The 23909-nt window shown below is 63.1% G+C and carries 24 protein-coding genes and 1 tRNA gene; 10 read left to right on the forward strand and 15 right to left on the reverse strand.

Going from position 1 to position 23909, the window contains the following annotated elements; genetic code table 11:
* Window positions 1-55: 55 nt before the first annotated feature.
* Window positions 56-328 carry a cold shock domain-containing protein CspD gene (gene cspD, locus RRX38_RS00510; protein WP_295477717.1) on the reverse strand — a complete coding sequence of 91 codons (273 nt, stop codon included), beginning with the start codon at window positions 326-328 and terminating at the stop codon, window positions 56-58.
* A 236-nt stretch (window positions 329-564) separates the two neighbouring features.
* Here cspD and clpS point away from each other — a divergent pair, with 236 nt between their 5' ends.
* Together clpS and clpA are read left to right on the forward strand one after the other, a co-directional pair.
* Window positions 565-927, forward strand: coding sequence for an ATP-dependent Clp protease adapter ClpS (gene clpS / locus RRX38_RS00515; RefSeq protein ID WP_295477715.1), 363 nt, complete (start codon window positions 565-567; stop codon window positions 925-927).
* Window positions 928-957: 30 nt separating this feature from the next.
* The gene (gene clpA / locus RRX38_RS00520) at window positions 958-3231 is read left to right on the forward strand and encodes an ATP-dependent Clp protease ATP-binding subunit ClpA (protein ID WP_295477712.1); all 2274 of its coding nucleotides are present in this window, start codon (window positions 958-960) and stop codon (window positions 3229-3231) included.
* 91 nt (window positions 3232-3322) lie between these two features.
* Here clpA and infA read toward each other — a convergent pair whose 3' ends face one another.
* The 3 genes from infA to aat all read right to left on the reverse strand — a co-directional run bounded on the left by infA (window position 3323) and on the right by aat (window position 5089).
* Window positions 3323-3541 carry a translation initiation factor IF-1 gene (infA, locus tag RRX38_RS00525; RefSeq protein ID WP_002553999.1) on the reverse strand — a complete coding sequence of 73 codons (219 nt, stop codon included), beginning with the start codon at window positions 3539-3541 and terminating at the stop codon, window positions 3323-3325.
* A 101-nt stretch (window positions 3542-3642) separates the two neighbouring features.
* Window positions 3643-4350 (reverse strand): arginyltransferase, encoded by a 708-nt coding sequence (locus tag RRX38_RS00530; RefSeq protein WP_315961075.1) that lies wholly within the window; start codon window positions 4348-4350, stop codon window positions 3643-3645.
* A 49-nt stretch (window positions 4351-4399) separates the two neighbouring features.
* Window positions 4400-5089, reverse strand: a complete 690-nt coding sequence (gene aat, locus RRX38_RS00535; protein WP_315961076.1) for a leucyl/phenylalanyl-tRNA--protein transferase — start codon at window positions 5087-5089, stop codon at window positions 4400-4402.
* Between the two features lie 385 nt (window positions 5090-5474).
* Between aat and RRX38_RS00540 the strand changes: the two genes are divergently transcribed.
* The 6 genes from RRX38_RS00540 to cysG all read left to right on the forward strand — a co-directional run bounded on the left by RRX38_RS00540 (window position 5475) and on the right by cysG (window position 13044).
* Window positions 5475-7940: a DNA translocase FtsK gene (locus RRX38_RS00540; RefSeq protein WP_315961077.1), complete on the forward strand. Its 2466-nt coding sequence runs from the start codon at window positions 5475-5477 to the stop codon at window positions 7938-7940.
* A 71-nt stretch (window positions 7941-8011) separates the two neighbouring features.
* Window positions 8012-8635: an outer membrane lipoprotein chaperone LolA gene (lolA, locus tag RRX38_RS00545; protein WP_295477700.1), complete on the forward strand. Its 624-nt coding sequence runs from the start codon at window positions 8012-8014 to the stop codon at window positions 8633-8635.
* A gap of 11 nt (window positions 8636-8646) precedes the next feature.
* Window positions 8647-9972, forward strand: coding sequence for a replication-associated recombination protein A (locus RRX38_RS00550; RefSeq protein ID WP_315961078.1), 1326 nt, complete (start codon window positions 8647-8649; stop codon window positions 9970-9972).
* Window positions 9969-10343, forward strand: a complete 375-nt coding sequence (gene crcB, locus RRX38_RS00555) for a fluoride efflux transporter CrcB (RefSeq protein ID WP_315961079.1) — start codon at window positions 9969-9971, stop codon at window positions 10341-10343. The genes RRX38_RS00550 and crcB overlap by 4 nt, the downstream gene beginning before the upstream one ends.
* Window positions 10344-10359: 16 nt before the next feature.
* Window positions 10360-11640 (forward strand): serine--tRNA ligase, encoded by a 1281-nt coding sequence (serS, locus tag RRX38_RS00560; RefSeq protein ID WP_315961080.1) that lies wholly within the window; start codon window positions 10360-10362, stop codon window positions 11638-11640.
* Entirely contained in the window at window positions 11641-13044 is a 1404-nt protein-coding gene (gene cysG / locus RRX38_RS00565; protein ID WP_315961081.1) for a siroheme synthase CysG, read from the forward strand.
* A gap of 63 nt (window positions 13045-13107) precedes the next feature.
* Here cysG and RRX38_RS00570 read toward each other — a convergent pair whose 3' ends face one another.
* The 9 genes from RRX38_RS00570 to RRX38_RS00610 all read right to left on the reverse strand — a co-directional run bounded on the left by RRX38_RS00570 (window position 13108) and on the right by RRX38_RS00610 (window position 19745).
* The gene (locus tag RRX38_RS00570) at window positions 13108-14100 is read right to left on the reverse strand and encodes a glutathione S-transferase family protein (RefSeq protein ID WP_315962611.1); all 993 of its coding nucleotides are present in this window, start codon (window positions 14098-14100) and stop codon (window positions 13108-13110) included.
* Between the two features lie 92 nt (window positions 14101-14192).
* Window positions 14193-15206 carry a glycosyl transferase family protein gene (locus tag RRX38_RS00575; RefSeq protein ID WP_315961082.1) on the reverse strand — a complete coding sequence of 338 codons (1014 nt, stop codon included), beginning with the start codon at window positions 15204-15206 and terminating at the stop codon, window positions 14193-14195.
* The gene (locus RRX38_RS00580; protein WP_295477684.1) at window positions 15203-15538 is read right to left on the reverse strand and encodes a TusE/DsrC/DsvC family sulfur relay protein; all 336 of its coding nucleotides are present in this window, start codon (window positions 15536-15538) and stop codon (window positions 15203-15205) included. The genes RRX38_RS00575 and RRX38_RS00580 overlap by 4 nt, the downstream gene beginning before the upstream one ends.
* Window positions 15535-15819 (reverse strand): sulfurtransferase complex subunit TusB, encoded by a 285-nt coding sequence (gene tusB, locus RRX38_RS00585; RefSeq protein WP_315961083.1) that lies wholly within the window; start codon window positions 15817-15819, stop codon window positions 15535-15537. The genes RRX38_RS00580 and tusB overlap by 4 nt, the downstream gene beginning before the upstream one ends.
* On the reverse strand, window positions 15819-16181 hold the full coding sequence (gene tusC / locus RRX38_RS00590; RefSeq protein ID WP_315961084.1) for a sulfurtransferase complex subunit TusC: 363 nt from the start codon (window positions 16179-16181) through the stop codon (window positions 15819-15821). Before tusC ends, tusB begins: the two co-directional genes overlap by 1 nt.
* Window position 16182: 1 nt before the next feature.
* Window positions 16183-16575 (reverse strand): sulfurtransferase complex subunit TusD, encoded by a 393-nt coding sequence (gene tusD, locus RRX38_RS00595; RefSeq protein ID WP_315961085.1) that lies wholly within the window; start codon window positions 16573-16575, stop codon window positions 16183-16185.
* A 172-nt stretch (window positions 16576-16747) separates the two neighbouring features.
* Window positions 16748-17071, reverse strand: coding sequence for a hypothetical protein (locus tag RRX38_RS00600; RefSeq protein ID WP_295477673.1), 324 nt, complete (start codon window positions 17069-17071; stop codon window positions 16748-16750).
* On the reverse strand, window positions 17068-18414 hold the full coding sequence (locus RRX38_RS00605; protein ID WP_315961086.1) for an acyclic terpene utilization AtuA family protein: 1347 nt from the start codon (window positions 18412-18414) through the stop codon (window positions 17068-17070). The genes RRX38_RS00600 and RRX38_RS00605 overlap by 4 nt, the downstream gene beginning before the upstream one ends.
* A 2-nt stretch (window positions 18415-18416) precedes the next feature.
* Window positions 18417-19745, reverse strand: a complete 1329-nt coding sequence (locus RRX38_RS00610; RefSeq protein ID WP_315962612.1) for a citrate:proton symporter — start codon at window positions 19743-19745, stop codon at window positions 18417-18419.
* A 61-nt stretch (window positions 19746-19806) separates the two neighbouring features.
* Here RRX38_RS00610 and RRX38_RS00615 point away from each other — a divergent pair, with 61 nt between their 5' ends.
* Window positions 19807-20715 carry a LysR family transcriptional regulator gene (locus tag RRX38_RS00615; protein WP_295477667.1) on the forward strand — a complete coding sequence of 303 codons (909 nt, stop codon included), beginning with the start codon at window positions 19807-19809 and terminating at the stop codon, window positions 20713-20715.
* Between the two features lie 42 nt (window positions 20716-20757).
* Here RRX38_RS00615 and RRX38_RS00620 read toward each other — a convergent pair whose 3' ends face one another.
* A complete protein-coding gene (locus tag RRX38_RS00620) occupies window positions 20758-22341 on the reverse strand; it encodes a methyl-accepting chemotaxis protein (RefSeq protein ID WP_315961087.1) in 1584 nt (527 codons plus the stop codon).
* A 651-nt stretch (window positions 22342-22992) separates the two neighbouring features.
* Window positions 22993-23080, reverse strand: a tRNA-Ser gene (locus RRX38_RS00625).
* Between the two features lie 133 nt (window positions 23081-23213).
* Here RRX38_RS00625 and RRX38_RS00630 point away from each other — a divergent pair.
* Window positions 23214-23888: a Bax inhibitor-1/YccA family protein gene (locus RRX38_RS00630; RefSeq protein ID WP_295477661.1), complete on the forward strand. Its 675-nt coding sequence runs from the start codon at window positions 23214-23216 to the stop codon at window positions 23886-23888.
* Window positions 23889-23909: the final 21 nt, after the last annotated feature.

Consider the following 23909-nt stretch of genomic DNA (forward strand, 5'->3'; position numbering starts at 1 on the left):
AACTGCTGAACCGGCTTGCCATCTATATCATGGCTGGCGTTTGTGGTGGTTCGCCTCAGGCTGGCACATTGGAGGTCTTGGGGGACACTGCGCCTGACGTCTCAGCTGCCTTGGCGGCAGTCACCGCAGCAGGCGAAATGTTGACGGCGTGCAGACCCTTGGGCCCTTGGATAATCTCGAAGTTGACCGGCTGGCCTGCTTTGAGCGTCTTGTAACCATCCATTTGAATAGCTGAATAATGTGCGAACAGATCTTCATCCCGGCCGTCGGCAAGGATAAATCCATAGCCTTTTGCATTATTGAACCACTTGACTTTACCACTGAACATAGCCATATCCCTCTGCAAAGGACTCCGTCTGGAGTATCATCCACCTCAATCCGCCATACCTGAAAAAAATTTTGGTTGACTGCGCGGACCCTTTTTACCCAATGTGGGCTCTATTGTTTGTAACACCGTTTAGCTGATAGTCAAGGTCATGCGGCAGTACGTTTTACAACGCCGACCTGACACCGGCCATTGGCTATTAGTTCAACCAGCCCCCTTTTCGAAACGAACGTTTTCCCATGCATGCAATCAGCGAGATTCGACTAACATTCAATCAGGACGAGCAGCGTCCCCATGAGGATGACGCAGCCGGAGTGGCAGTGCAGGAAGCGCGGCCGAGTCTGCAGGCGCCGCCGATGTACAAGGTGGTGTTGTTCAACGATGACTACACGCCAATGGATTTCGTTGTCGAAGTGCTGGAGGTGTTCTTCAACCTGAATCGCGAGCTGGCTACCAAGATCATGCTGACCGTTCATACTGAAGGCCGGGCGGTATGTGGGTTATATACCCGTGATATCGCCGAAACCAAAGCCATGCAGGTCAATCAGTACGCCAGGGAAAGTCAGCATCCGTTACTCTGTGAGATCGAGAAGGACGGTTAAACGCCGACCACTTGGGTATGAGGTGAAGCTATGTTAAACCGTGAGCTCGAAGTCACCCTTAATCTGGCCTTCAAGGAGGCGCGCTCCAAGCGTCATGAGTTCATGACTGTCGAGCACCTTCTCCTGGCCTTGCTGGACAACGAAGCCGCCGCCACCGTCCTGCGTGCGTGCGGTGCCAACCTCGATAAGCTCAAACACGATTTGCAAGAGTTCATCGACTCCACCACGCCGCTGATCCCCGTACACGACGAGGATCGCGAGACCCAGCCGACCCTCGGCTTCCAGCGCGTTCTGCAGCGCGCTGTCTTCCATGTGCAGAGTTCCGGAAAGCGTGAAGTGACCGGTGCCAACGTGCTGGTCGCCATCTTCAGTGAGCAGGAAAGCCAGGCCGTGTTTCTGCTCAAGCAGCAGAGCGTGGCCCGGATCGATGTCGTCAACTACATCGCTCATGGAATCTCCAAGGTTCCGGGGCATGGCGAACACTCTTCCGAAGGTGAGCAAGATATGCAGGACGACGAGGGCGGTGAGGCTTCTTCCTCGGGCAATCCTCTGGATGCCTATGCCAGCAACCTGAACGAACAGGCGCGCCAGGGGCGTATCGACCCGCTGGTCGGTCGTGAGCAGGAAGTCGAGCGTGTGGCGCAGATTCTCGCCCGTCGTCGCAAGAACAACCCGCTGCTGGTCGGTGAGGCTGGGGTGGGCAAGACCGCCATCGCCGAAGGTCTGGCCAAGCGTATCGTCGACAACCAGGTGCCGGACCTGCTGGCTGGCAGCGTGGTGTACTCCCTGGACCTTGGCGCGCTGCTGGCCGGCACCAAGTACCGCGGTGACTTCGAGAAGCGTTTCAAGGCGCTGCTCAACGAGCTGCGCAAGCGGCCGCATGCCATCCTGTTCATCGACGAGATCCACACCATCATCGGTGCCGGTGCGGCCTCGGGTGGCGTCATGGATGCCTCCAACCTGCTCAAGCCGCTGCTGTCTTCCGGTGAGATCCGCTGTATAGGTTCCACCACCTTCCAGGAATTCCGCGGCATCTTCGAGAAGGACCGTGCCCTGGCGCGGCGCTTCCAGAAGGTCGACGTGTCCGAGCCTTCCGTGGAAGACACCATTGGCATCCTCAAGGGGCTCAAGGGGCGTTTCGAGCAGCACCACGCCATCGAATACAGCGACGAGGCGCTACGCGCCGCCGCCGAACTGGCTTCGCGCTACATCAATGACCGGCACATGCCCGACAAGGCCATCGACGTCATTGACGAGGCGGGCGCCTACCAGCGTCTGCAACCCGTCGAACAGCGCGTCAAGCGCATCGAGGTGGCGCAGGTCGAGGACATCGTTGCCAAGATCGCGCGTATTCCGCCCAAGCACGTCAACAGCTCCGACAAAGAGCTGCTGCGCAATCTGGAGCGCGACCTCAAGCTCACCGTGTTCGGGCAGGATGCGGCCATCGACTCGCTGGCTACCGCCATCAAGCTTTCTCGCGCCGGGCTCAAGTCGCCAGACAAGCCAGTCGGCTCGTTCCTGTTCGCCGGGCCTACCGGTGTCGGCAAGACCGAGGCGGCGCGGCAATTGGCCAAGGCGCTGGGCGTCGAGCTGGTGCGCTTCGACATGTCCGAGTACATGGAACGGCATACCGTCTCGCGGCTGATCGGTGCGCCTCCGGGCTACGTCGGTTTCGACCAGGGCGGCCTGTTGACCGAGGCCATCACCAAGCAGCCGCACTGCGTACTGCTGCTCGATGAAATCGAGAAGGCGCACCCCGAGGTCTTCAACCTGCTGCTGCAGGTCATGGACCACGGCACCCTGACCGACAACAACGGGCGCAAGGCGGACTTTCGCAATGTGATCCTGATCATGACCACCAACGCTGGCGCGGAAACCGCCTCGCGGGCTTCCATTGGCTTCACCCAGCAGGATCACTCCTCGGATGCCATGGAAGTGATCAAGAAGAGCTTCACGCCGGAGTTCCGCAACCGTCTGGATACCATCATCCAGTTCGGTCGCCTCAGCCACGAAGTCATCAAGAGCGTGGTGGACAAGTTCCTCACCGAACTGCAGGCGCAACTGGAAGACAAGCGCGTGTTGCTCGAAGTGTCCGATGCGGCACGCAGCTGGCTGGCCCAGGGCGGTTACGATGCGGCGATGGGCGCGCGGCCGATGGCGCGGCTCATCCAGGATCGCATCAAGCGGCCGTTGGCCGAGGAGATCCTGTTCGGCGAGCTGTCCGAGCATGGCGGTGTGGTGCATATCGATGTCAAGGATGGCGAGATCACCTTCGACTTCGAAACCACGGCGGAAATGGCCTGACCGTCTGCCCGTCCCGCAAGGGACGGGTAGCGATCCTGCAGAAACGACAAAGCCCGGCATTGCCGGGCTTTGTCGTTTGAAGCTTACGCGATCAGCGAGCGCGGTAGGTGATACGCCCTTTGCTCAGGTCGTAGGGCGTCAGTTCAACGCGCACCTTGTCACCGGTCAGAATACGGATGTAGTTCTTGCGCATCTTGCCGGAGATATGCGCGGTTACGACGTGCCCATTTTCCAACTCCACGCGAAACATGGTGTTGGGCAGGGTGTCGACGACAGTGCCTTCCATTTCGAAGCTGTCTTCTTTCGACATGCAGTAAAGCCCTCGGGTATCAAATGAGTGGCCCGGTGCAAGTGGCGCCAGGCAAAAGCGGCGTGCATTGTGCCCGAAAAAGGCCTGTCAAGCCAAGGACTTCAATACAGAGTGACCCATCTTTGATTGGTCAGCAGTTCGATGGGTCGATATTGGGTCTTGTAGTTCATCTTCTTGCAGTTCTTTATCCAGTAGCCAAGATAGACCGCGTGAAGATGCAGGCGCGCGGTTTCCGCAACCTGCCAGAGAATCGCATAGCGCCCGAGGCTGCGCCGCTCTTCGTCGGGATCATAGAAGGTGTACACCGCTGAAAGTCCGTTGGGCAGCAGGTCGGTGACCGCAACGGCCATCAGGCGGCCTTCGGCGCGGAACTCGTAGAAGCGCGAGAAGGGCAGGTCGCGTACCAGGAAGGTGGTGAACTGATCGCGGCTGGGCGGGTACATGTCGCCGTCGGCATGGCGTTGCTCGATGTAGCGCTGGTAGAGGTCGAAATATTCCTGGGTGAACACCGGCTTGACGCTGCGCACTTCCAGGTCGGCGTTGCGCTTGATGATGCGCTTCTGCTGCCGGGTGGGCACGAACAGTTCGACGGGGATGCGAGCTGGTATGCAGGCGCTGCAGTTCTGGCAGTGCGGTCGGTAGAGGTGATCGCCACTGCGGCGAAAGCCCATGTCCGAAAGATCGGCATAGACCTGCACGTCCATGGGCTGGCTGGGATCGAGGAACAGCGTCGTGGCCTGTTCTTCGGGCAGGTAGCTGCAGGAGTGGGGTTGAGTGGCATAAAACTTGAGCCGCGCCAGCTCTGTCATGATTGCCCCCGTTTACATAAGCCGATAGACAAGAGTGTAAGCCAGCCTGTCAAACTCGCCTAGGCAACCAGTCGGCGTTATTTTCGGCATCGATGTAACGGTTCAGGTAATCGGCGAATGCCGCGCGGCTGATGGGGCCGGCTCCGAGGCTGTGCAGGTGGTCGGTCGGCATCTGGCAGTCGATCAGTACGAAGCCCCAGGCCGCGAGGTGCTCCACCAGCGTGGCGAAGCCAACCTTGGATGCGTTGTCGGCGCGGCTGAACATGGATTCGCCGAAGAACAGCCGGCCCATGGCCAGGCCGTAGAGTCCGCCGACCAGTTCGTCGCCCCGCCACACCTCAACGCTGTGGGCATGCCCGCGGCGGTGCAGCTCGCGATAGGCATCCTGCATGCCGTTGGTGATCCAGGTGCCCTGTGCATAGCTGCGTGGCGCAGCGCAGGCGCCGATCACTGCGTCGAAGTCCTGGTCGAAGGTCACTCGGTAGCGTTGTTGGCGCAGCAGCTTGGCCAGGCTGCGTGAGACATGCAGCTGTTCGGGCAGCAGCACCGTGCGTGGGTCGGGCGACCACCAGAGGATCGGCTGGCCATCCTGAAACCACGGAAAGCAGCCGTGGCGATAAGCCTGCACCAGACGCTGCGCAGACAGGTCGCCGCCAGCGGCCAGCAGCCCGTTGGGTTCACGCAGTGCCTTGTGCAGCGGTGGAAATTCCAGACTGTCGCGTCTTAGCCAGGTCAGCATGGGGCGAGATTTCTCGGTAGGGGAGGGCAGATGTGCAACTCTGTATGCCAGGTATGGTCAGAGCCAGGTTGACGTGAGTTTATCCTGACCTATGTCGTGGATGAATCCTGCTTCATAAGCCTTTGTCACGAAAGAGAATGCGTGCTCAAATTGAGCCTCGTCGGCGATGCTTGAAGACCCAGCTGCTGCGCGCCAGACTTGTAGCGCGCCGCGCCATGTCCGCAGGCGGCCAAGGGCGTACAATGCCCCCGTTGCGCGTTATGATTCAAGTCACGCGTCCGATGCTGTCGCCTGGCTTGAGCCAGGCGCTGCCGTTCGCGTCGGGTCGCCGTCGTACTGGTCGTTAAATGAGATGTTCGCGCTGTTGCGCAGGAATTAGAGCGTTTTGAAGAAATCCACTCCAGCACCCGCACCTGCGGCTGTCCCCCTCTGGCGACAGCAGCTGCACTATCGACTCAAGGAAGGGGCACTGATCGCCTTCGGCTTCCTGTGCCTGTACCTGATCATGGCCCTGCTGACCTATGACCAGAGCGATCCGGGCTGGAGCCACACCAGCAGCAACGGCGCCCAGGTGCAGAATGCCGCCGGCCGCGCCGGTGCCTTCAGTGCCGACATCCTGTTCATGGTCCTGGGCTACTTTGCCTATATTTTCCCGCTGTTACTGGGCATCAAGGCCTGGCAGGTGTTCCGCCAGCGTCACGAGCCCTGGCAATGGAGCGGCTGGCTGTTCTCCTGGCGCCTGATCGGCCTGGTGTTCCTGGTATTGGCCGGTGCCGCGCTGGCGCATATCCACTTCCATTTCGCCGCTGGCTTTCCCGGTTCGGCGGGCGGTGTGCTGGGCGAGGTGCTCGGCGACCTGGCCAAACGCGCACTGAACATCCAGGGCAGCACCTTGCTGTTCATCGCCTTGTTCCTGTTTGGCCTCACCGTGTTCACCGACCTTTCCTGGTTCAAGGTCATGGACGTCACCGGCAAGATCACCCTGGATCTTTTCGAGTTGCTGCAAGGCGCCGTGAGCCGCTGGTGGGCGGCGCGGGTCGAGCGTCGCAACATGGTGGTCAAGCTTCGCGAAGTCGACCTGCAACTCGAAGACGAACGCCACGAGCCCAAGGCCTCTGCGCGCCGCGAGCCGGCCCTGGGTGCCCGGGACAAGGTCTTCGAACGCGAACAGCCACCGGTCGCCAAGCCTGCGCCTGCCGCACCGGTTGCCACGCCAGCCGCCAAGCCCGCCGCGGAGCCGCGCGACAAGGCCGCTCCGGCGATCATTCCACCGACCCCGGCCAAGGCTCCGGAGCCGAGCAACCGGGTGATGAAGGAAAAGCAGGCGCCGCTGTTCGTCGACAGCGCCGTGGAAGGCACCTTGCCGCCTTTGTCGATCCTCGACCCGGTGGAAAAGAAAGCCCTCAGCTATTCGCCGGAATCCCTCGATGCAGTGGGCAAGCTGCTGGAAATCAAGCTCAAGGAGTTCGGCGTCGAAGTGACGGTGGACTCCATCCATCCCGGTCCGGTGATTACCCGCTACGAGATCCAGCCGGCGGCCGGCGTGAAGGTCAGCCGCATCGCCAACCTGGCCAAGGACCTGGCGCGTTCGCTGGCGGTGACCAGTGTGCGGGTGGTCGAGGTGATCCCCGGCAAGACCACCGTGGGTATCGAGATTCCCAACGAAGACCGGCAGATCGTGCGTTTCTCGGAAGTGCTTTCCACGCCCGAGTACGACAGCGCCAAGTCGCCGGTCACCCTGGCCCTGGGCCATGACATCGGTGGCCGACCGGTCATCACCGACCTGGCCAAGATGCCGCACCTGCTGGTGGCCGGTACCACCGGTTCCGGTAAGTCGGTGGGGGTCAACGCCATGATCCTGTCGATCCTGTTCAAGTCCAAGCCCGAAGATGCGCGGCTGATCATGATCGACCCGAAGATGCTCGAACTGTCGATCTACGAAGGCATTCCGCACCTGCTGTGCCCAGTGGTCACCGACATGAAGGACGCCGCCAATGCGCTGCGCTGGAGCGTCGCCGAAATGGAGCGGCGCTACAAGCTGATGGCGGCCATGGGCGTGCGTAACCTGGCCGGCTTCAACCGCAAGATCAAGGACGCCGAAGAGGCCGGCACACCGGTCAGCGACCCGTTGTACCGCCGTGAAAGCATCCACGACGAGGCGCCGTTGCTCAGCACCCTGCCGACCATCGTGGTGGTGGTCGACGAATTCGCCGACATGATGATGATCGTCGGCAAGAAGGTCGAAGAACTCATCGCGCGGATCGCCCAGAAGGCGCGGGCCGCCGGGATCCACCTGATCCTCGCTACCCAGCGTCCATCGGTGGACGTGATCACCGGTCTGATCAAGGCCAACATCCCGACCCGCATGGCGTTCCAGGTGTCGAGCAAGATCGACTCGCGGACCATCATCGACCAGGGCGGCGCCGAACAGCTGCTCGGTCACGGTGACATGCTCTACATGCCGCCGGGCACCAGCCTGCCGATCCGCGTCCATGGTGCCTTCGTCTCCGATGACGAGGTGCATCGCGTGGTTGAGGCCTGGAAAATGCGCGGCACCCCCGACTACAACGACGACATCCTCTCCGGTGTCGAAGAGGCCGGCAGCGGCTTCGAGGGTGGCGGCGGCGGAGGCGACGGCGATGACAGCGAGAGCGACGCCCTGTATGACGAGGCGGTCAATTTCGTGCTGGAGAGCCGTCGGGCATCGATTTCCGCTGTGCAGCGCAAGCTCAAGATCGGCTATAACCGCGCGGCGCGGATGATCGAGGCCATGGAAATGGCCGGTGTGGTCACCCCCATGAACTCCAACGGCTCGCGTGAAGTGATCGCCCCGGCGCCGATGCGCGATTGATCCCTGGGTTTCAATGGCGATGCCGTGTATCGTGCATCGCCGCCCTTACAGCGAATTCAAAGAGGACCCCCATGCGTCTTATCCGCATGTTTCTCGCCACTGCTCTGACTCTTTCCGCCGTGACCGCCCATGCCGATGGCAAGGACGTGGCGCGCCTGACCCAACTGCTGGAAAAATCCCAGACTCTCAGCGGGCGTTTCTCGCAGATGACCCTCGACGGCGGCGGCACCCAGTTGCAGGAAGCCCAGGGCAGCATGATTCTGCAGCGTCCCGGCCAGTTCAACTGGCATACCGACCCACCCCAGGAACAACTGATGGTCTCCGACGGCAAGAAGGTCACCCTCTGGGACCCGGACCTGCAGCAGGTGACCATCAAGACGCTCGACCAGCGCCTGACCCAGACCCCGGCGTTGCTGTTGTCCGGCGACGTGTCGAAGATCAGTGAAAGCTTCGACATCACCTCCAAGGAGGCCGGTGGTGTAGTCGACTTCGTGCTCAAGCCCAAGACCAAGGACAGCCTGTTCGATAACCTGCGCCTGTCGTTCCGTAATGGCCTGATCAACGACATGCAACTAGTGGACAACGTCGGCCAGCGCACCAATATCCTGTTCACCGGCGTCAAGGCCAACGAACCGGTGCCCGCCGGCAAGTTCCAGTTCCAGATTCCCAAGGGCGCCGACGTCATTCAGGAATAACACCGCGGATCATGGACCTGTTCAGTCGTGAACCCATCGCCCAGCCCCTGGCCGCACGCTTGCGCGCCACCAACCTGGACGAGTACGTGGGCCAGGAACATGTCCTGGCCCACGGCAAGCCGTTGCGTGAGGCGCTGGAGCAGGGCGCCCTGCATTCGATGATCTTCTGGGGGCCGCCCGGGGTGGGCAAGACCACCCTGGCCAGGCTGCTGGCCAAGGTTTCCGATGCGCATTTCGAGACCGTCTCGGCGGTGCTGGCGGGTGTCAAGGAAATCCGCCAGGCCGTCGAAGTGGCCAAGCAGCAGGCGGCGCAGTACGGTCGGCGCACCATTCTGTTCGTCGACGAGGTCCATCGCTTCAACAAGTCCCAGCAGGACGCCTTCCTGCCGTATGTCGAAGACGGCACGCTGATCTTCATTGGCGCAACCACCGAGAATCCCTCCTTCGAGCTGAACAACGCGCTGCTGTCACGCGCCCGCGTCTATGTGCTCAAGAGCCTGGACGAAGCGGCCCTGCGCAAGCTGGTGCAGCGTGCCCTGACCGAAGAGCGGGGCTTGGGCGGGCGGCATCTGAGCCTGTCCGATGAAGGCTTCGCCACGCTCATGGCTGCCGCCGACGGGGACGGTCGGCGCATGCTCAACCTGCTGGAGAATGCCGCCGACCTGGCCGAAGATGGCAGCGAGATCGGCACTGAAATGCTCAACAGCCTGTTGGGCGACAGCCGCCGACGCTTCGACAAGGGCGGCGAGGCCTTTTACGACCAGATTTCCGCCCTGCACAAGTCGATCCGTGGTTCCAATCCCGATGCCGCGCTGTACTGGTTCGCGCGCATGATCGACGGCGGTTGTGACCCGTTGTACCTGGCGCGCCGGGTGGTGCGCATGGCCAGCGAGGATATCGGCAACGCCGATCCGCGTGCCTTGCCGCTGTGCATGTCGGCCTGGGATGTGCAGGAACGCCTGGGCAGCCCGGAAGGCGAGCTGGCGGTGGCGCAGGCCATCGTCTACCTGGCTTGCGCGCCGAAGAGCAACGCCGTTTACATGGCCTTCAAGGCGGCCATGGCCGATGCCGCCGCCAACGGTTCGCTGGAGGTGCCGCTGCACCTGCGCAACGCACCCACCAAGCTGATGAAGCAACTGGGCTATGGCGAGGAGTACCGCTACGCCCATGACGAACCGGACGCTTACGCTGCCGGTGAAGACTACTTCCCCGAAGACCTCGAGCCGCGCCAGTACTACCAACCGGTGTCCCGTGGCCTGGAATTGAAGATCGGCGAAAAGCTTCGTCATCTGGGGGCGCTGGATGCCGCCAGCCCTCGGCAGCGGAGAAAATCATGATTCAGACCATTCTGGCGGTGTCGATTGCCGGCATCGCTGGTACATTACTGCGTTTCGCGACCGGCAACTGGGTCAACGTCCGCTGGCCGCAGCACTTCTACACGGCGACCCTGGCGGTGAACATCGTCGGTTGCCTGATCATCGGCGTGCTGTATGGCCTGTTCCTGATCCGTCCGGAAGTGCCGGTCGAGGTGCGCGCCGGCCTGATCGTCGGTTTCGTAGGTGGTCTGACGACCTTTTCATCCTTTTCACTGGATACGCTGCGCCTGCTGGAAAGCGGGCAGGTCCCGCTGGCCCTGGGCTATGCCGGCATCAGCGTGTTCGGCGGCCTGCTCGCAACCTGGGTAGGCCTGACATTGACCCGACTTTGATAGACGAGAGAACGATATGCTCGATTCCAAACTGTTACGGACGCAACTTCAGGACGTAGCGGATCGCCTGGCCTCCCGTGGTTTCACCCTGGACGTGGCGCGCATCGAAGCGCTGGAAGCTCAGCGCAAGGTGGTCCAGACCCGCACCGAACAGCTGCAGGCCGAGCGTAACGCCCGTTCCAAGTCCATCGGCCAGGCCAAGCAGCGCGGCGAAGACATCGCGCCGCTGATGGCTGACGTCGAGCGCATGGGCAATGAGCTGTCCGCCGGCAAGGTCGAGCTGGACAGCATCCAGGCCGAGCTGGACGGCATTCTGCTGACCATTCCCAACCTGCCCGACGCTTCCGTGCCGGTCGGGGAAGACGAAGACGGCAACGTCGAAGTGCGCCGCTGGGGCACGCCGGCCAGCTTCGGCTTCCCGGTCCAGGACCACGTGACCCTGGGCGAGAAGTTCGGCTGGCTGGACTTCGAGACCGCCGCCAAGCTGTCTGGCGCGCGTTTCGCATTGCTGCGTGGCCCCATCGCCCGTCTGCACCGCGCCCTGGCGCAGTTCATGATCAACCTGCACATCAACGAGCACGGCTACGAGGAAACCTACACCCCGTACCTGGTGCAGGCACCGGCCCTGCAGGGCACCGGCCAGTTGCCCAAGTTCGAAGAAGATCTGTTCAAGATCGGCCGCGATGGCGAAGCCGACCTGTACCTGATCCCCACCGCCGAAGTGTCGCTGACCAACATCGTCTCCGGGCAGATTCTCGACGCCAAGCAACTCCCGCTGAAGTTCGTCGCCCACACCCCGTGCTTCCGTAGCGAAGCCGGTGCTTCGGGGCGTGACACCCGCGGCATGATCCGCCAGCACCAGTTCGACAAGGTCGAGATGGTCAAGGTGGTGGCGCCGCACGAATCGATGAACGAGCTGGAATCGCTGACCGCCAATGCCGAGCGCGTCCTGCAACTGCTGGAGCTGCCGTACCGGGTCCTGGCGCTGTGCACTGGCGACATGGGCTTCAGCGCAGTGAAGACCTACGACCTGGAGGTCTGGGTCCCCAGCCAGGACAAATACCGCGAAATTTCCTCCTGCTCGAACTGCGGCGATTTCCAGGCGCGACGCATGCAGGCGCGCTGGCGCAACCCGGAAACCGGCAAGCCGGAGCTGGTCCATACCCTCAACGGTTCGGGCCTGGCAGTCGGTCGTACCCTGGTCGCGGTGCTGGAGAACTACCAGCAGGCCGACGGTTCGATTCGCGTACCGGAAGTACTCAAACCCTACATGGGCGGCCTTGAGGTCATCGGTTAAATGGAATTCCTGCCACTGTTCCATAACCTGCGTGGCAGCTGGGTCCTGGTGGTGGGCGGCGGCGAGATCGCCTTGCGCAAGTCGCGCCTGCTGGCCGACGCGGGTGCGCTGTTGCGGGTCGTCGCTCCGCAGGTCGAAGCCCAGTTGCAAGAGCTGGTCGCAGGCAGTGGCGGGGAAATCCGCCCGCGCGGCTACCAGGAGACCGACCTGGACGATTGTGTGCTGGTCATCGCCGCAACCGACGACGAGCCGCTCAACGCCCAGGTATCCGCCGACGCCCGGCGTCGCGGCATGCCGGTCAACGTGGTGGACGCGCCGGCGCTGTGCAGCGTGATCTTCCCGGCCATCGTCGACCGCTCGCCGCTGGTCATCGCGGTGTCCAGCGGCGGCGATGCGCCGGTGCTGGCGCGGCTGATCCGCGCCAAGCTGGAAACCTGGATTCCTTCCACTTACGGACAACTGGCTGGCCTGGCGGCGCGCTTTCGCCATCGGGTCAAGCAGCTGTACCCGAATGTGCAACAGCGCCGCGCATTCTGGGAAGAGGTGTTCCAGGGGCCGATCGCTGATCGGCAGCTGGCCGGGCAGGGGGCCGAAGCCGAACGCCTGTTGCAGGCCAAGGTGGATGGCGAGCCGCCCCACGCGCCGGGCGAGGTGTACCTGGTCGGTGCCGGCCCTGGCGACCCGGACCTGCTGACCTTCCGCGCCCTGCGCTTGATGCAGCAGGCCGATGTGGTGCTCTACGACCGCCTGGTGGCGCCGGCGATTCTAGAGCTGTGCCGTCGCGATGCCGAGCGCGTCTATGTGGGCAAGCGGCGTGCCGACCATGCCGTGCCGCAGGATCAGATCAACCAGCAATTGGTCGACCTGGCCCGCCAGGGCAAGCGCGTCGTGCGCCTCAAGGGGGGCGACCCGTTCATCTTCGGCCGTGGTGGCGAAGAGATCGAAGAACTGGCAGCGCATGGCATTCCGTTCCAGGTCGTGCCGGGCATCACCGCCGCCAGTGGCTGTGCAGCCTACGCCGGCATTCCCCTGACTCATCGTGACTATGCGCAGTCAGTGCGCTTCATAACGGGACACCTGAAGAACAACACCAGCGACCTGCCCTGGAGCGACCTGGTTGCCCCGGCGCAGACGCTAGTGTTCTACATGGGCCTGGTGGGCTTGCCGACCATCTGCGAACAGCTGATCGCCCACGGGCGTGCCGCTGACACCCCGGCGGCACTGGTGCAGCAGGGCACCACGACCAACCAGCGGGTGTTTACCGGCACCCTGGCCAACCTGCCGCAACTGGTCGCCGAGCACGAAGTGCATGCGCCGACCCTGGTGATTGTTGGCGAGGTGGTAGTGCTGCGCGAAAAACTGGCGTGGTTCGAAGGCGCTCAGGCTGATCTGCCAGCCCTGTAGCCTGTCTGGCAGGACCGCCCATCCAAGCCCTGGAAGCGAGGCCGCTCGCTCCCAGGGCTTTTTTCATTGCCAGATGCCTTTGCCCGGCAGGCGCTCACGGTCGTGGGCCTGGGTGAAATCCTGCTGCGGTCCTTTGGGCACCACGCCGGTCGGGTTGATGGTGCGGTGGCTGCCATAGTAGTGGTGCTTGATGTGCTGGAAGTCCACGGTCTGCGCCACGCCTGGCCACTGGTACAGCTCGCGCAGCCAATGGCTCAGGTTCGGGTAGTCACTGATGCGCCGCAGGTTGCACTTGAAGTGGCCGTGGTACACCGCGTCGAAGCGGATCAGCGTGGTGAACAGGCGAATGTCAGCCTCGGTCAGGTATTCCCCGCTCAGGTAGCGTTGCTTGCCCAGTAGCTGTTCCAGCTCGTCGAGCTTGGCGAACAGCTGGTCGAACGCTTCTTCGTAGGCGCCCTGCGAGGTGGCGAAGCCGGCGCGATACACACCGTTGTTGACGTTCGGGTAGATCTGCTCGTTGAGCGCGTCGATCTGCGTGCGCAGTGGCTCAGGGTAGAGGTCCAGGGGGTTGCCGGTCAGGCCGTCGAACGCGGAGTTGAACATGCGGATGATCTCCGCCGACTCGTTGCTGACGATGCGCTGGGTCTTTTTGTCCCACAGTACCGGCACCGTGACCCGCCCGGTGTAATGCGGGTCGTCCCGAGTGTAGCGCTGGTGCATGAACTGCAGGTTGTCGAGGGCGTCGCCGGACGAGCCGGTGGCGGTATCGAAGGTCCAGCCGTTCTCCAGCATCAGCCAACTGACCACCGACACGTCGATGAGCTTTTCCAGGCCCTTGAGCTGGCGCACGATCAGCGTGCGATGCGCCCAGGGGCAGGCCAGCGAAACATACAGGTGGTAGCGCCCGGCTTCGGCAGCGAAACCGCCCTGTCCGGAAGGCCCCGGCGCGCCGTCGGCGGTCACCCAGCTGCGGCGCTGCGCGCTCTCGCGCTGGAATGCGCCGTCTTTGGTTTCATACCACTGGTCGTGCCAGCGCCCTTCGATCAGCAAGCCCATGATGGTCTCCGTTTCCATAGTGGTTCATTGGAGACCAGTCTAAAGGCCATGGTTCGAACTAAAAGTGCAAATACTGGCCGCTATCTATCGAATCAGGCGATAGATAGGGCATTGCGGTCGCGCCTGTCCCAGAACTGCCGGGCCTGCTCGAATGCTGCGTCCCGCTCGACACCCAGGCCGCGCAAGGCCAGCGCCATGGTCGCCAGCAGTGCCAGGCTGCCGTAACTGTCTTCGACTTCACCACGCCAGAACGCTACCAGGTGGGCAGGTTCCAGACTGGCGGGCTTGACGTGGCGCCGTTCGGCCAGCGCCGGCCACTCTTCGTCCCAGTCCGCCCCGGCCGTGGTGCCATACAAGTGGCTGATGGTGTCGGGGTTGACCTCGATTTCGCCGCCGTCGCCCTTGATGACGATGGCGTGGTCACCCAGCAGCCGGCTCGCTTCGCGATGCACGGCCTGGTAGCCGGGGTGGAAGATGCTTTGCAGACCGCAGCGTGCCTGGAGCGGGTTGAGCACCCGGGCCAGGGAGTGGATCGGCGAACGCAGGCCGAGCGTGTTGCGCAGGTCGATCATGCGCTGTAGCGGCGGTGCCCAGTCGCTCAGGGGGATGAACGCCAGATGGCGCTGCTGCATGGCGGTCTGCACCGCGCCCCAACCACGGCACAGGGGAATGTCCAGTAGCTCCAGCAACTGCTCGGTGTACAGTCGCCCGGCGGTGTGTGCGCCGCCGCCATGCAGCAGCACACGCACGCCGTTGTCGGCCAGGCAGCGGGCCGCCAGCAGGTACCAGGGCAGATGGCGTTTCTTGCCGGCATAGGTGGGCCAATCGATGTCGACGTCAATGGCTGGGGCGTTCAGGCGCTGGCGCACGGCCTCGGTGAAACCGGCCAGTTCCTCCGGGCTTTCTTCCTTGTGACGCAGCAGCATCAGGAAGGCGCCGAGCTGCGCCTCTTCAACCTGTTCGTCGAGCAGCATGCCCATGGCTTCACGGGCTTCTTCGCGGGTCAGGCCACGGGCGCCGCGCTTGCCCTTGCCAAGAATGCGCACGAACTGCGCAAAGGGATGCTCGGCGGGCGTTTCGGTGACGAGGGGGCGGTGGTCGGTCATATGCAGTTGGTCGGCTTGGGCAGGCCTGCCAGGCGCGCAGCCAGCTTGGCGGGGCGGCCGTTGAACAGGCGGTTGAGGTACTGGCTGTTGCCCTTTTCCGGGCCCAGCTTGAGGGCAGCGTACTTGATCAGCGGGCGGGTGGCGGGCGAGAGCTGGAATTCGGCGTAGAAGTCGCGCAGCAATTGCAGCACTTCCACGTGCTCGTCGGCGAAGGCGATGTCTTCTTCGGCGGCCAGGGCGCGTGCCACCTCCAGTGACCAGTCGTCGAGGTTCTCCAGAAAACCGTCCTGGTCCAGCGGGACCTGGCGGCCGGCAACGGTAAGCGCATTCATAGCCAGGTGTTCACCTTGTCGAAGCGGATGGACAACTCGACGAAGCCGAAATAATCCACCGCGCGGGCTGTGGCGGGCAAGACAAGGCCTCGCGCGGCGCGGTCTTCTTCGAGGATGAACAGTCGTTCGCCCAGCGCCAGCAGTACGGCATCGGGCTGGCTCAGGGCATAGGTGGCGTCGCCGCACAGCAGCACGGCGTCTGTTTCGCCCAGTACGCGCAGGCAACTGGCCAGGCGGCTGTCGGCGAAGGGGGAGTGGGATACAACGTGCAAGGTCGCCATCAGATCGTAATCACCTGGTCGTAACGGGCAATGAGCGCGGCGATGTCGGCACCACTGGCCAGCGGCTCGATGGCCTCGTCCAGCGTTGCGGTACAAATGCCGCGTTGCTGCAGGCTGTGGCCGCAGGCATACAGCTCTTCGACACCGAACATCGGCAGGGCCTTGAGATTGGCGGTGACGTCCTTCTGCTGCACGGCGCCGGCTGTCTGGCCGGCCTGCAGTTGGAACACGCCATCGTCGAGAAACAGCAGGGCGACCGGCAGGTCGAAGGCGCCGGCGGCCAGGACGATGTCCAGCGCTTCACGCGCTCCGGGGCCTGACCAGGGCGCCTGGCGGCTGATGATCAACAGGGATTTGCTCACCTTACGGCCCTCCGAAGCAGACCACCCGGTCTGCTGCCTGTACGGCGTCGTGCAATTGCCCCAGCCCGGACAGCTCCCAGCCGGGCATCAGGTTGCCGGCCTGGCGCTGGTAGCGCGTGGCTTCCTGGTCGTTGATCACGCCGCGGCGCAGACCAGCAGCGATGCACACCACGCCATCCAGCGCGTTGTGGGTGACGAAGTCATGCCACTGGCGTGGCAGGTCCTGTTCGTCCTGAGGCGTCACGACGGTGCTGGCAGCGTTGTAGACGCCATCCTGGTAGAAGAACAGCCGTACGATCTGGTGCCCGCCGTCCAGCACCGCCTGGGCGAACAGCAGGGCGCGGCGCGACGAGGGATCATGCGGCGCGGAAAAAACGGAAATGGCGAACTTCATGGCGGGCCCGGTGGTTGTCACAGGCCGCCATGATAAAGAATTCGAGGCCCTGCGTGTGAGAACCGGCGCGGCGCTGCGGGTTTGCCTGGCGCACCGGCTGGCACCGCAGCGCGGCTGAAGCGCTCCCTGTCCTGGCGAGGGAGCGGTAGGACCGGCTTCAGCCAGGATTGGCCTATGCGCCCTCTACGGGCATCTGTAACAGCGCAGCGCCCAGGCATTTGCCGTGGGCGTCCAGGGCCAGGGAGCGGGTGACACCGCCGCGCAGCAGGCCGGGCAAGACGAAATTCAGCGCGTGCAGCTGCGGCAGTTCATAGCGCTGCACCGGCCCGGCGCTGGCGTCGCGAAGATGAGCGAACCAGGCCTCGACCCGCTCGGCGGTCAATGCCTTTTCCAGGGTCGGATAGTCCTCGGCCTTGAAGGCGATCACCGAGATGTTCGACGTATCGCCCTTGTCACCGGTTCGGGTGTGGGCGAGCTGATGCAAGATGACAGTCATGGGCTTACCTGCAGATCGACATGGGCAATGGCCTGCTCGCGTGGCAGATACAGGCTGGCCACGGCCAGCACCTCGCGCACCTGGCGCGTGGCGCCGCCACCGCCCGCCGGACCATTGGTGTAAAGGGTCTCGACCTCATTGGCGAGGGCCTGGGCCAGTTCGCGGGTCGCGCAGCGCCCGGTGACGCGCAGACGCACCTCCCAGGGTTCGGCCGTCTGGCCGAACGTGCTGCCGTGCAACGAGTCGACGCCCAGCAGTTCGCAACGCAGCTCTTGCACCTGCACCCCGCTCAGCGCCAGGCGCTGCTCGACGATCTGCCCGGCCAGGCGCGCCCGAGCCACGGCATTGGGGCCGCCATAGGACATCTGTCCTTCGCCGATCCAGCCATCGCGATAACCGACCGTCACTTTCAGGTGTTCAGGGCGCTCGCGACCATTGGCGCCACTGACCGCGATACGGTCAGCAGCGACCGGGGTGAAGGTGACCGCGGAAAAGTCGGCGGTGACATCCGGGGTGAGGTAGCGGCGCGGGTCATGCACCTCATACAGCAGCTGTTCGGTACAAGTCGCCACGTCGATGCGCCCACCGCTACAGGCCACCTTGGTGATCTGCGCATGACCGTCGCGGTCGATCTCGGCGAGGGGAAAGCCCAGGCGGGCCAGGTCAGGCACGTCCTTGACCCCAGGGTCGGCGAAATAGCCGCCGCTGACCTGCCCGGCGCACTCGAGCAGGTGGCCGGTCAGCGTGCCGCGTCCGCGCCGCAGCCAGTCATCGGCGGCCCAGCCAAAGGCATGCGCCTGCGCAGCGAGAAACAGCGAGGGGTCGGCCACGCGGCCGGTGATGATCACATCGGCATCCAGCTCCAGGGCCTGGACGATACCTTCGATGCCCAGGTAGGCATTGGCCGAAACCAGGCGTTCGCCCAGCTCGGCCACCTTCAGGCCGTTGTCCAGTGTCCACTCGGGGTGGGCGCGCAGGGTGGCGAGCACGTCGTCGCCCTCCACGGCGGCGACCTTCAGGCCGTGCAGGCCCAGTTCGCTGGCGATTTCCAGCACCTTGCGCATGGCCCCACGGGGGTTGGCCGCGCCCATGTTGGTGATGATGCGCAGGCGTCGGCCGCCCTGGCGCAGGTAGGGCAGAACGGCGCGCATGCGGGTGGCCAGCAGCGGGTCGTAGCCGGCCAGCGGGTCGGCCAGGCGAGCCTGCTGGGCCAGCGCGATGGTGCGCTCGGCCAGGCATTCGAAGATCAGGTAGTCAAGCTCGCCGTGGCGGGCCAGCTCCACGGCAGGTTCGAGGCGGTCTCCGGAGTAGCCGGCGCCGGCGCCGATACGCAATGTGGTCATGTTCAGAACACTCCAAATGCCAGTGCTGCGAGGGTCATCAGCACCGAGGCGGCAAACAGGAAGGGCAAGGTAAAGCGCTGGTGGTCGGCGAGCTCCAGCTTGCACAGACCGACCAGCAGGAAGGTCGCGGGTGTCAGCGGGCTGACGGGAAAACCGGTGGTGTGTACGCCCAGCAGCGAAGCCTGCGCCACTTGCACCGGGTCCACACCCAGCGAACGGCCGACTTCAGCGATTACCGGCATGACGCCGAAGTAGAACGAATCAGGATCGAACAGCAGGCTCAGCGGCATCGAGATGAAACCCACCACGGCCGGAATCAGGCTGCCGTGCCCCGGCGGAATCTGCTGCACGGCCACTTCGGCCATGGCCTTGAGCATGCCGGTGCCCTGCATGATGCCGGTGAACACCCCGGCGGCCAGGAGAATGCTCGCCATGGTCAGCGCGGTCTTGGCGTGGGCGTCGATGCGCTGGCGTTGCTGATCCACATTGGGGTAGTTCAGGCACAGCGCCGCCACGGTGCCGAGCATGAACATCACCACCGGGTCGACCCAGCCGGCAATCATCACCGCCATCACCACGATGGACAGCGTCAGGTTCAGCCAGAACTTGCCTGGCTGGCGCAGGCTCTGCTCTTCCGGCGTCAATACGCGCTGCGGTGCAGCGGCCTGGCTGCCAGCGGTCAGGCCCAGACGCTTCTCCTCGCGCCAGCCCAGCCACCAGGCACTGGCGAAGACGAAGGCCAGGCCCACCAGTTGCACCGGGATCAGCGGCTGGAACAGATCGGCGACGGGAACGTGCAAGGCCGCCGACGAACGCAGCACCGGGCCGGTCCAGGGCAGGAAATTCACCCCGGCGGCCATCGCCGCCACGCAGGCCAGTATGCGCCGGTCGATGCCCAGCCGCGTATACAGCGGCAGCATCGCCGGGACCGTGACCAGAAAGGTCACTGCCCCGGAGCCGTCCAGGTGCACCAGCAAAGCGAGCAGGGCGGTGCCGCAGACGATCCGGGTCGGGCGCGTGCCCACGGCGCGCAGGATGCGGTCGATGATCGGGTCGAGCATGCCGGCGTCGGTCATCACCCCGAAGAACAGGATGGCGAAGATGAACATGCCCACCACCGGTGCCACGTTCTTGATACCGGTGAGAATGAAACCGCTGGTCTGCAGACCGAAGCCGGCCAGCAAGGCGGCGGCCACGGGTAGCGCGATCAGCGCCACCAGGGGGGAGAGACGCTTGCTCATCACGGCGACGAGCAGGCAGAGAATCGTGATGACGCCGTAAAGCGCAAGCATGGGGACACTCCGGATTGTTTTTGTTGTTGTGCCGAGTATCGGGAACGGGCGAATTGCCTGTAAATTGCAATTACCTGGTGGTCACATTCGAAAAAATTAAATGAAGAATGCCCTGCAGCACATTCGTGCCTTTCTTGCCGTGGTGCATCGTGGCAATTTCGCCCGCGCCGCCGACGACCTGCACCTTTCGCCCTCGGCGCTGACCGTGCAGATTCGCCAGCTCGAAGGCTGGCTGGGCATCAGCCTGCTGGAGCGCAGCCCGCGCCACGTCGAGCTGACCGCCGCCGGCCGCGAAGCGCTGCCGGCCATGGAAAAGCTGCTGCTGGATTTCGCCAACATCGTCAACGCCGGGCAGGGGCTGGCTGCGCTGCGCCGTGGAGTGGTGAGTGTCGCCGCCCTGCCTTCGCTGTGCTCCAGTGCTCTGCCTGAATGCCTGGCGGTGTTCCGCGGCGAGTTTCCCGGCATCGAAGTGCGCCTGCGCGACGTCGTGGCTGATCGTATCTGCGAGCTGGTGCGTGATGGCGACGTTGATTTCGGGCTCGGAGTGCGACCGCGGATGGTCCATGGGCTGGATTTCCAGACGCTGATGCAGGACCGCCTGTGCCTTTTCGTGCCCATCGGCCACCCGCTGGCCGATGGCACCCTGACGCTGGCCGACCTCGACGACCAGCCGATGATATTGACGGGGCGTGACAGCAGCGTGCGGGTGCAGATCGAGCAGGTGTTTCAGCTCGGTGGCTTGGCGTTGCGCCCGGTGCTGGAGGCCAACTACATGTCGACGGTGCTTGCCCTGGTGCGCAACGGCCTGGGAATCGCCTTGCTGCCCGAGTCCGCTGACGATGGCGACCCGCGCCTGGTACGGCGGCACCTGAGCGAACCGGGTCTGGCGCGCGAGCTTGGGGTGATCACCCGCCAGGGCTACGGGTTGTCGCCAGCGGCCTTGCGTCTGGTGGAATGCCTGGAGGAACTGTCGAACGCCGAGCCTGTGCCAGACAAGACAAGGCCCTGAATGTCCAGGACCTTTTACCGGCTGTTTTCAATCGCTCGCTGATCAGGTCTTGAAGCGACCGACCAGCGTTTGCAGGTGCGTCCCGAGGCGCGCCAGCTCGACGCTCGAAGCGGCCGTTTCATCACTGCCGGCAGAGGTCTGTTCGGACAACTGGCGTACATTGAGCACGCTGCGATTGATCTCGTCAGCCACCGCGCTCTGTTGTTCGGAGGCGGTGGCAATCTGCAGGTTCATCGATTCAATGGTGGCCACCGAACGGGTAATGCTCAGCAGCGAGGTGCCGGTGCGACGCGTCAGCTCGACGCTGTTGCCGGTCAGCGCGCGGCTCTTGTCGAGAGCTTCGGCGACCTGCTCGGTGCGCCGGTGCAGGCTGCTGATCAGCGCCTCGATCTCCTCGGTGGACATCTGCGTGCGTTGCGCCAGGCTGCGCACTTCATCGGCGACCACGGCAAAACCGCGTCCGGCCTCACCGGCCCGGGCCGCTTCGATGGCGGCGTTGAGGGCCAACAGGTTGGTCTGCTGGGCAACCGACTTGATCACATCCAGAACGCTGCCGATCTTGTCGCTTTCCTGTTTCAGCTCGGCCATGGCTGCCGTGGAGTTGCCGACCTCGGCATCCAGGTGGGTGATCTGCTCGATCGCCTGGTTCACCACTGCGTCGCTTTCACGGGCGGCGTGTCCAGCGTTGACTGCCGCGCTCGAAGCCTGTTCGGCACTGCGCGCCACCTCCTGCACGGTCGTGGCCATCTCGTTCATGGCCGTGGCCACCTGATCGGTCTCGAGCTTCTGGCTGTTCACCCCGGCGCTGGTCTGCTTGGTCACGGCTGACAATTGTTCTGCGGCACTGGCGATCTGTACGACACCGTCGCGCAGGCCGCCAATCAGCTCGCGCAAGCTCACGGTCATGCGTTGCATGCTGGTCTGCAGCAGGCCCAGCTCATCGCGGCGTGACACACGTACGTCCTGGCTGAGATTGCCCTCAGCGACCCGTTCGGCAATCTGCAGTACCTCTTTCAAGGGCGTGACGATCAGGCGACTGATCAGCCACGAAGCCAGGATGCCGAACAGCAAGGCCAGCACGGTAGCGCCCAGCAGGCGTTCGTTGGCTGTCTTGAGTTCGTCGTCGCGCTTCTGGGACTGGCTTTCCAGCAAGTGGCCGGTGCTGGCGAACACATTCTGGATGTCGGTATCCAGCGCCGCTTTGGCCTGGTTGTACTGCGCGTCGTTGTGTTCCTGGGTAGCACGCACGAAGTCCTGGAAATGACTGCGGTAACTGCGCAAGGCCGTGCCTGCTTCAGTGGCGGCACGCTGATTGGCTGGGTCTGCAAAGACTTTGCCCAATGTGGCGATGCCCGCATCGAGGTCATCCAGTATCTTGGTAACCTTGGCTGCACGCCCCTCGTCCGGGGTGATGGTATAGCTCAGCCGGGCAATCCGCAGGTCGCGCACGGTTTCGTTGATCTTGCCGATGTTGCTTAACCGGGTGCTGCGTTCACCCAGATCGCGCAAACCCTTCCAGCCCACCGCCGCAATCATCAGCGTCAGCAATAAAACCAGGGTGAACCCAAGAGCCAGTTTGGCCCTGACACTGATATCTCCCAACACGCTCTCAACTGAATTGAACATAGGCGTTACTCAAGGACTGGACTCAACTATCGGTAGGCACAATGAATCCTCAGCGGGTTGCAGAAGAGTCGCTGTGCCCGTTAAAAAAGTTGTCTGATGTCTTCAGCTGGCAGGAGCATCTTTCAGAGAAAAGCGCCGCGAAATGGGCGTTTGCCGTGTTTGAAGATGCGCACGCTTTGGGCCGTTCGTAACTATCGACCGGCCCTTCAGTTTCTGAACCAGCGAATAGTGCGGTTAACGCTAAAAGAATGCAGGGGTAAAAAACTATTTTTGTTCTGGATTTGATGTGGCGCACATTACGACCGCCACGTTCGGCCTGCCGTGGCGGCTTAGACAATAGTTTTTTCGTCTTAAAGGGCTGTGACAAACGCAAGACAACTAGCAAGCCCTTCGCTTGGCGAGATTTAGAACGTCGTGCATGCAATAAGCGCTTGGGGCTGTTGCGCGATGGCAGGCGCTTTTGCTCGCAAGCTTGATCACCCATTTCGAAAGCCGGCCTGAGCCGCGCGCACGACCGGAGCCTTTCAAGGTGGCCATGAGCCTCATCCGGCGCTTGGCGAGGCCAGCCTGAAACCTGACCTGAGACGAGCGCAAGGGCAGGGCGGGCAGACGCAAAAAAGCCCCGGAATACGGGGCTTTTCTGTCTGAATATGGCGGAGGCATAGAGATTCGAACTCTAGGACCTGTTACAGTCGGCAGTTTTCAAGACTGCTGCCTTAAACCACTCGGCCATACCTCCACTTTCGTTGCGGGCGCCATCATACCGGAATGTAACAAGCTGTCAAACACTGGGGCTGGAGCGGCTCGAAGGCTCTGTTATGATCTTTGCAACTTGTCATTTCAACAAGCTATCAACTGTGAGGAGCTTCGCCATGCGCGAACAGGATTACCTACTTAAAACCGGCGTGCAGGAAGCCGACCAGCTCGAGGTGAGTCGTGTCCTGCGCAATACCTACGGCCTCCTGGCCCTGACCCTGGCCTTCAGCGGTGTGATGGCCTTCGTCGCGCAGCAGATGCGCGTCGGCTACCCGAACATCTTCGTCGTGCTCATCGGCTTCTATGGGCTGTTCTTCCTGACCGCCAAGCTGCGCGACTCGGTCTGGGGTCTGGTGTCCACTTTCGCCCTGACCGGCTTCATGGGCTTCATCCTCGGCCCGATCCTCAACCGCTACCTGCAGATGAGCGGCGGCGCCGAAGTGGTCAGCTCGGCCTTCGCCATGACCGCCCTGGTGTTCGGTGGTCTGTCGGCCTACGTGCTGACCACCCGCAAGGACATGAGCTTCCTGAGTGGCTTCATCACCGCCGGTTTCTTCGTCCTGATGGGCGCCGTGCTGGCCGGTCTGTTCTTCAACATCAGTGGCCTGCAACTGGCGATCAGCGCCGGCTTCGTGCTGTTCTCCTCGGCCTGCATCCTGTTCCAGACCAGCGCCATCATCCATGGCGGTGAGCGGAACTACATCATGGCCACCATCAGCCTGTACGTGTCGATCTACAACCTGTTCGTCAGCCTGTTGCAGATCTTCGGCATCATGGGCCGCGACGACTGATCGCCGCGCTCCTGAAGTCAA

This window comes from Pseudomonas sp. DTU_2021_1001937_2_SI_NGA_ILE_001 (genome assembly GCF_032463525.1).
Classification (GTDB): domain Bacteria; phylum Pseudomonadota; class Gammaproteobacteria; order Pseudomonadales; family Pseudomonadaceae; genus Aquipseudomonas.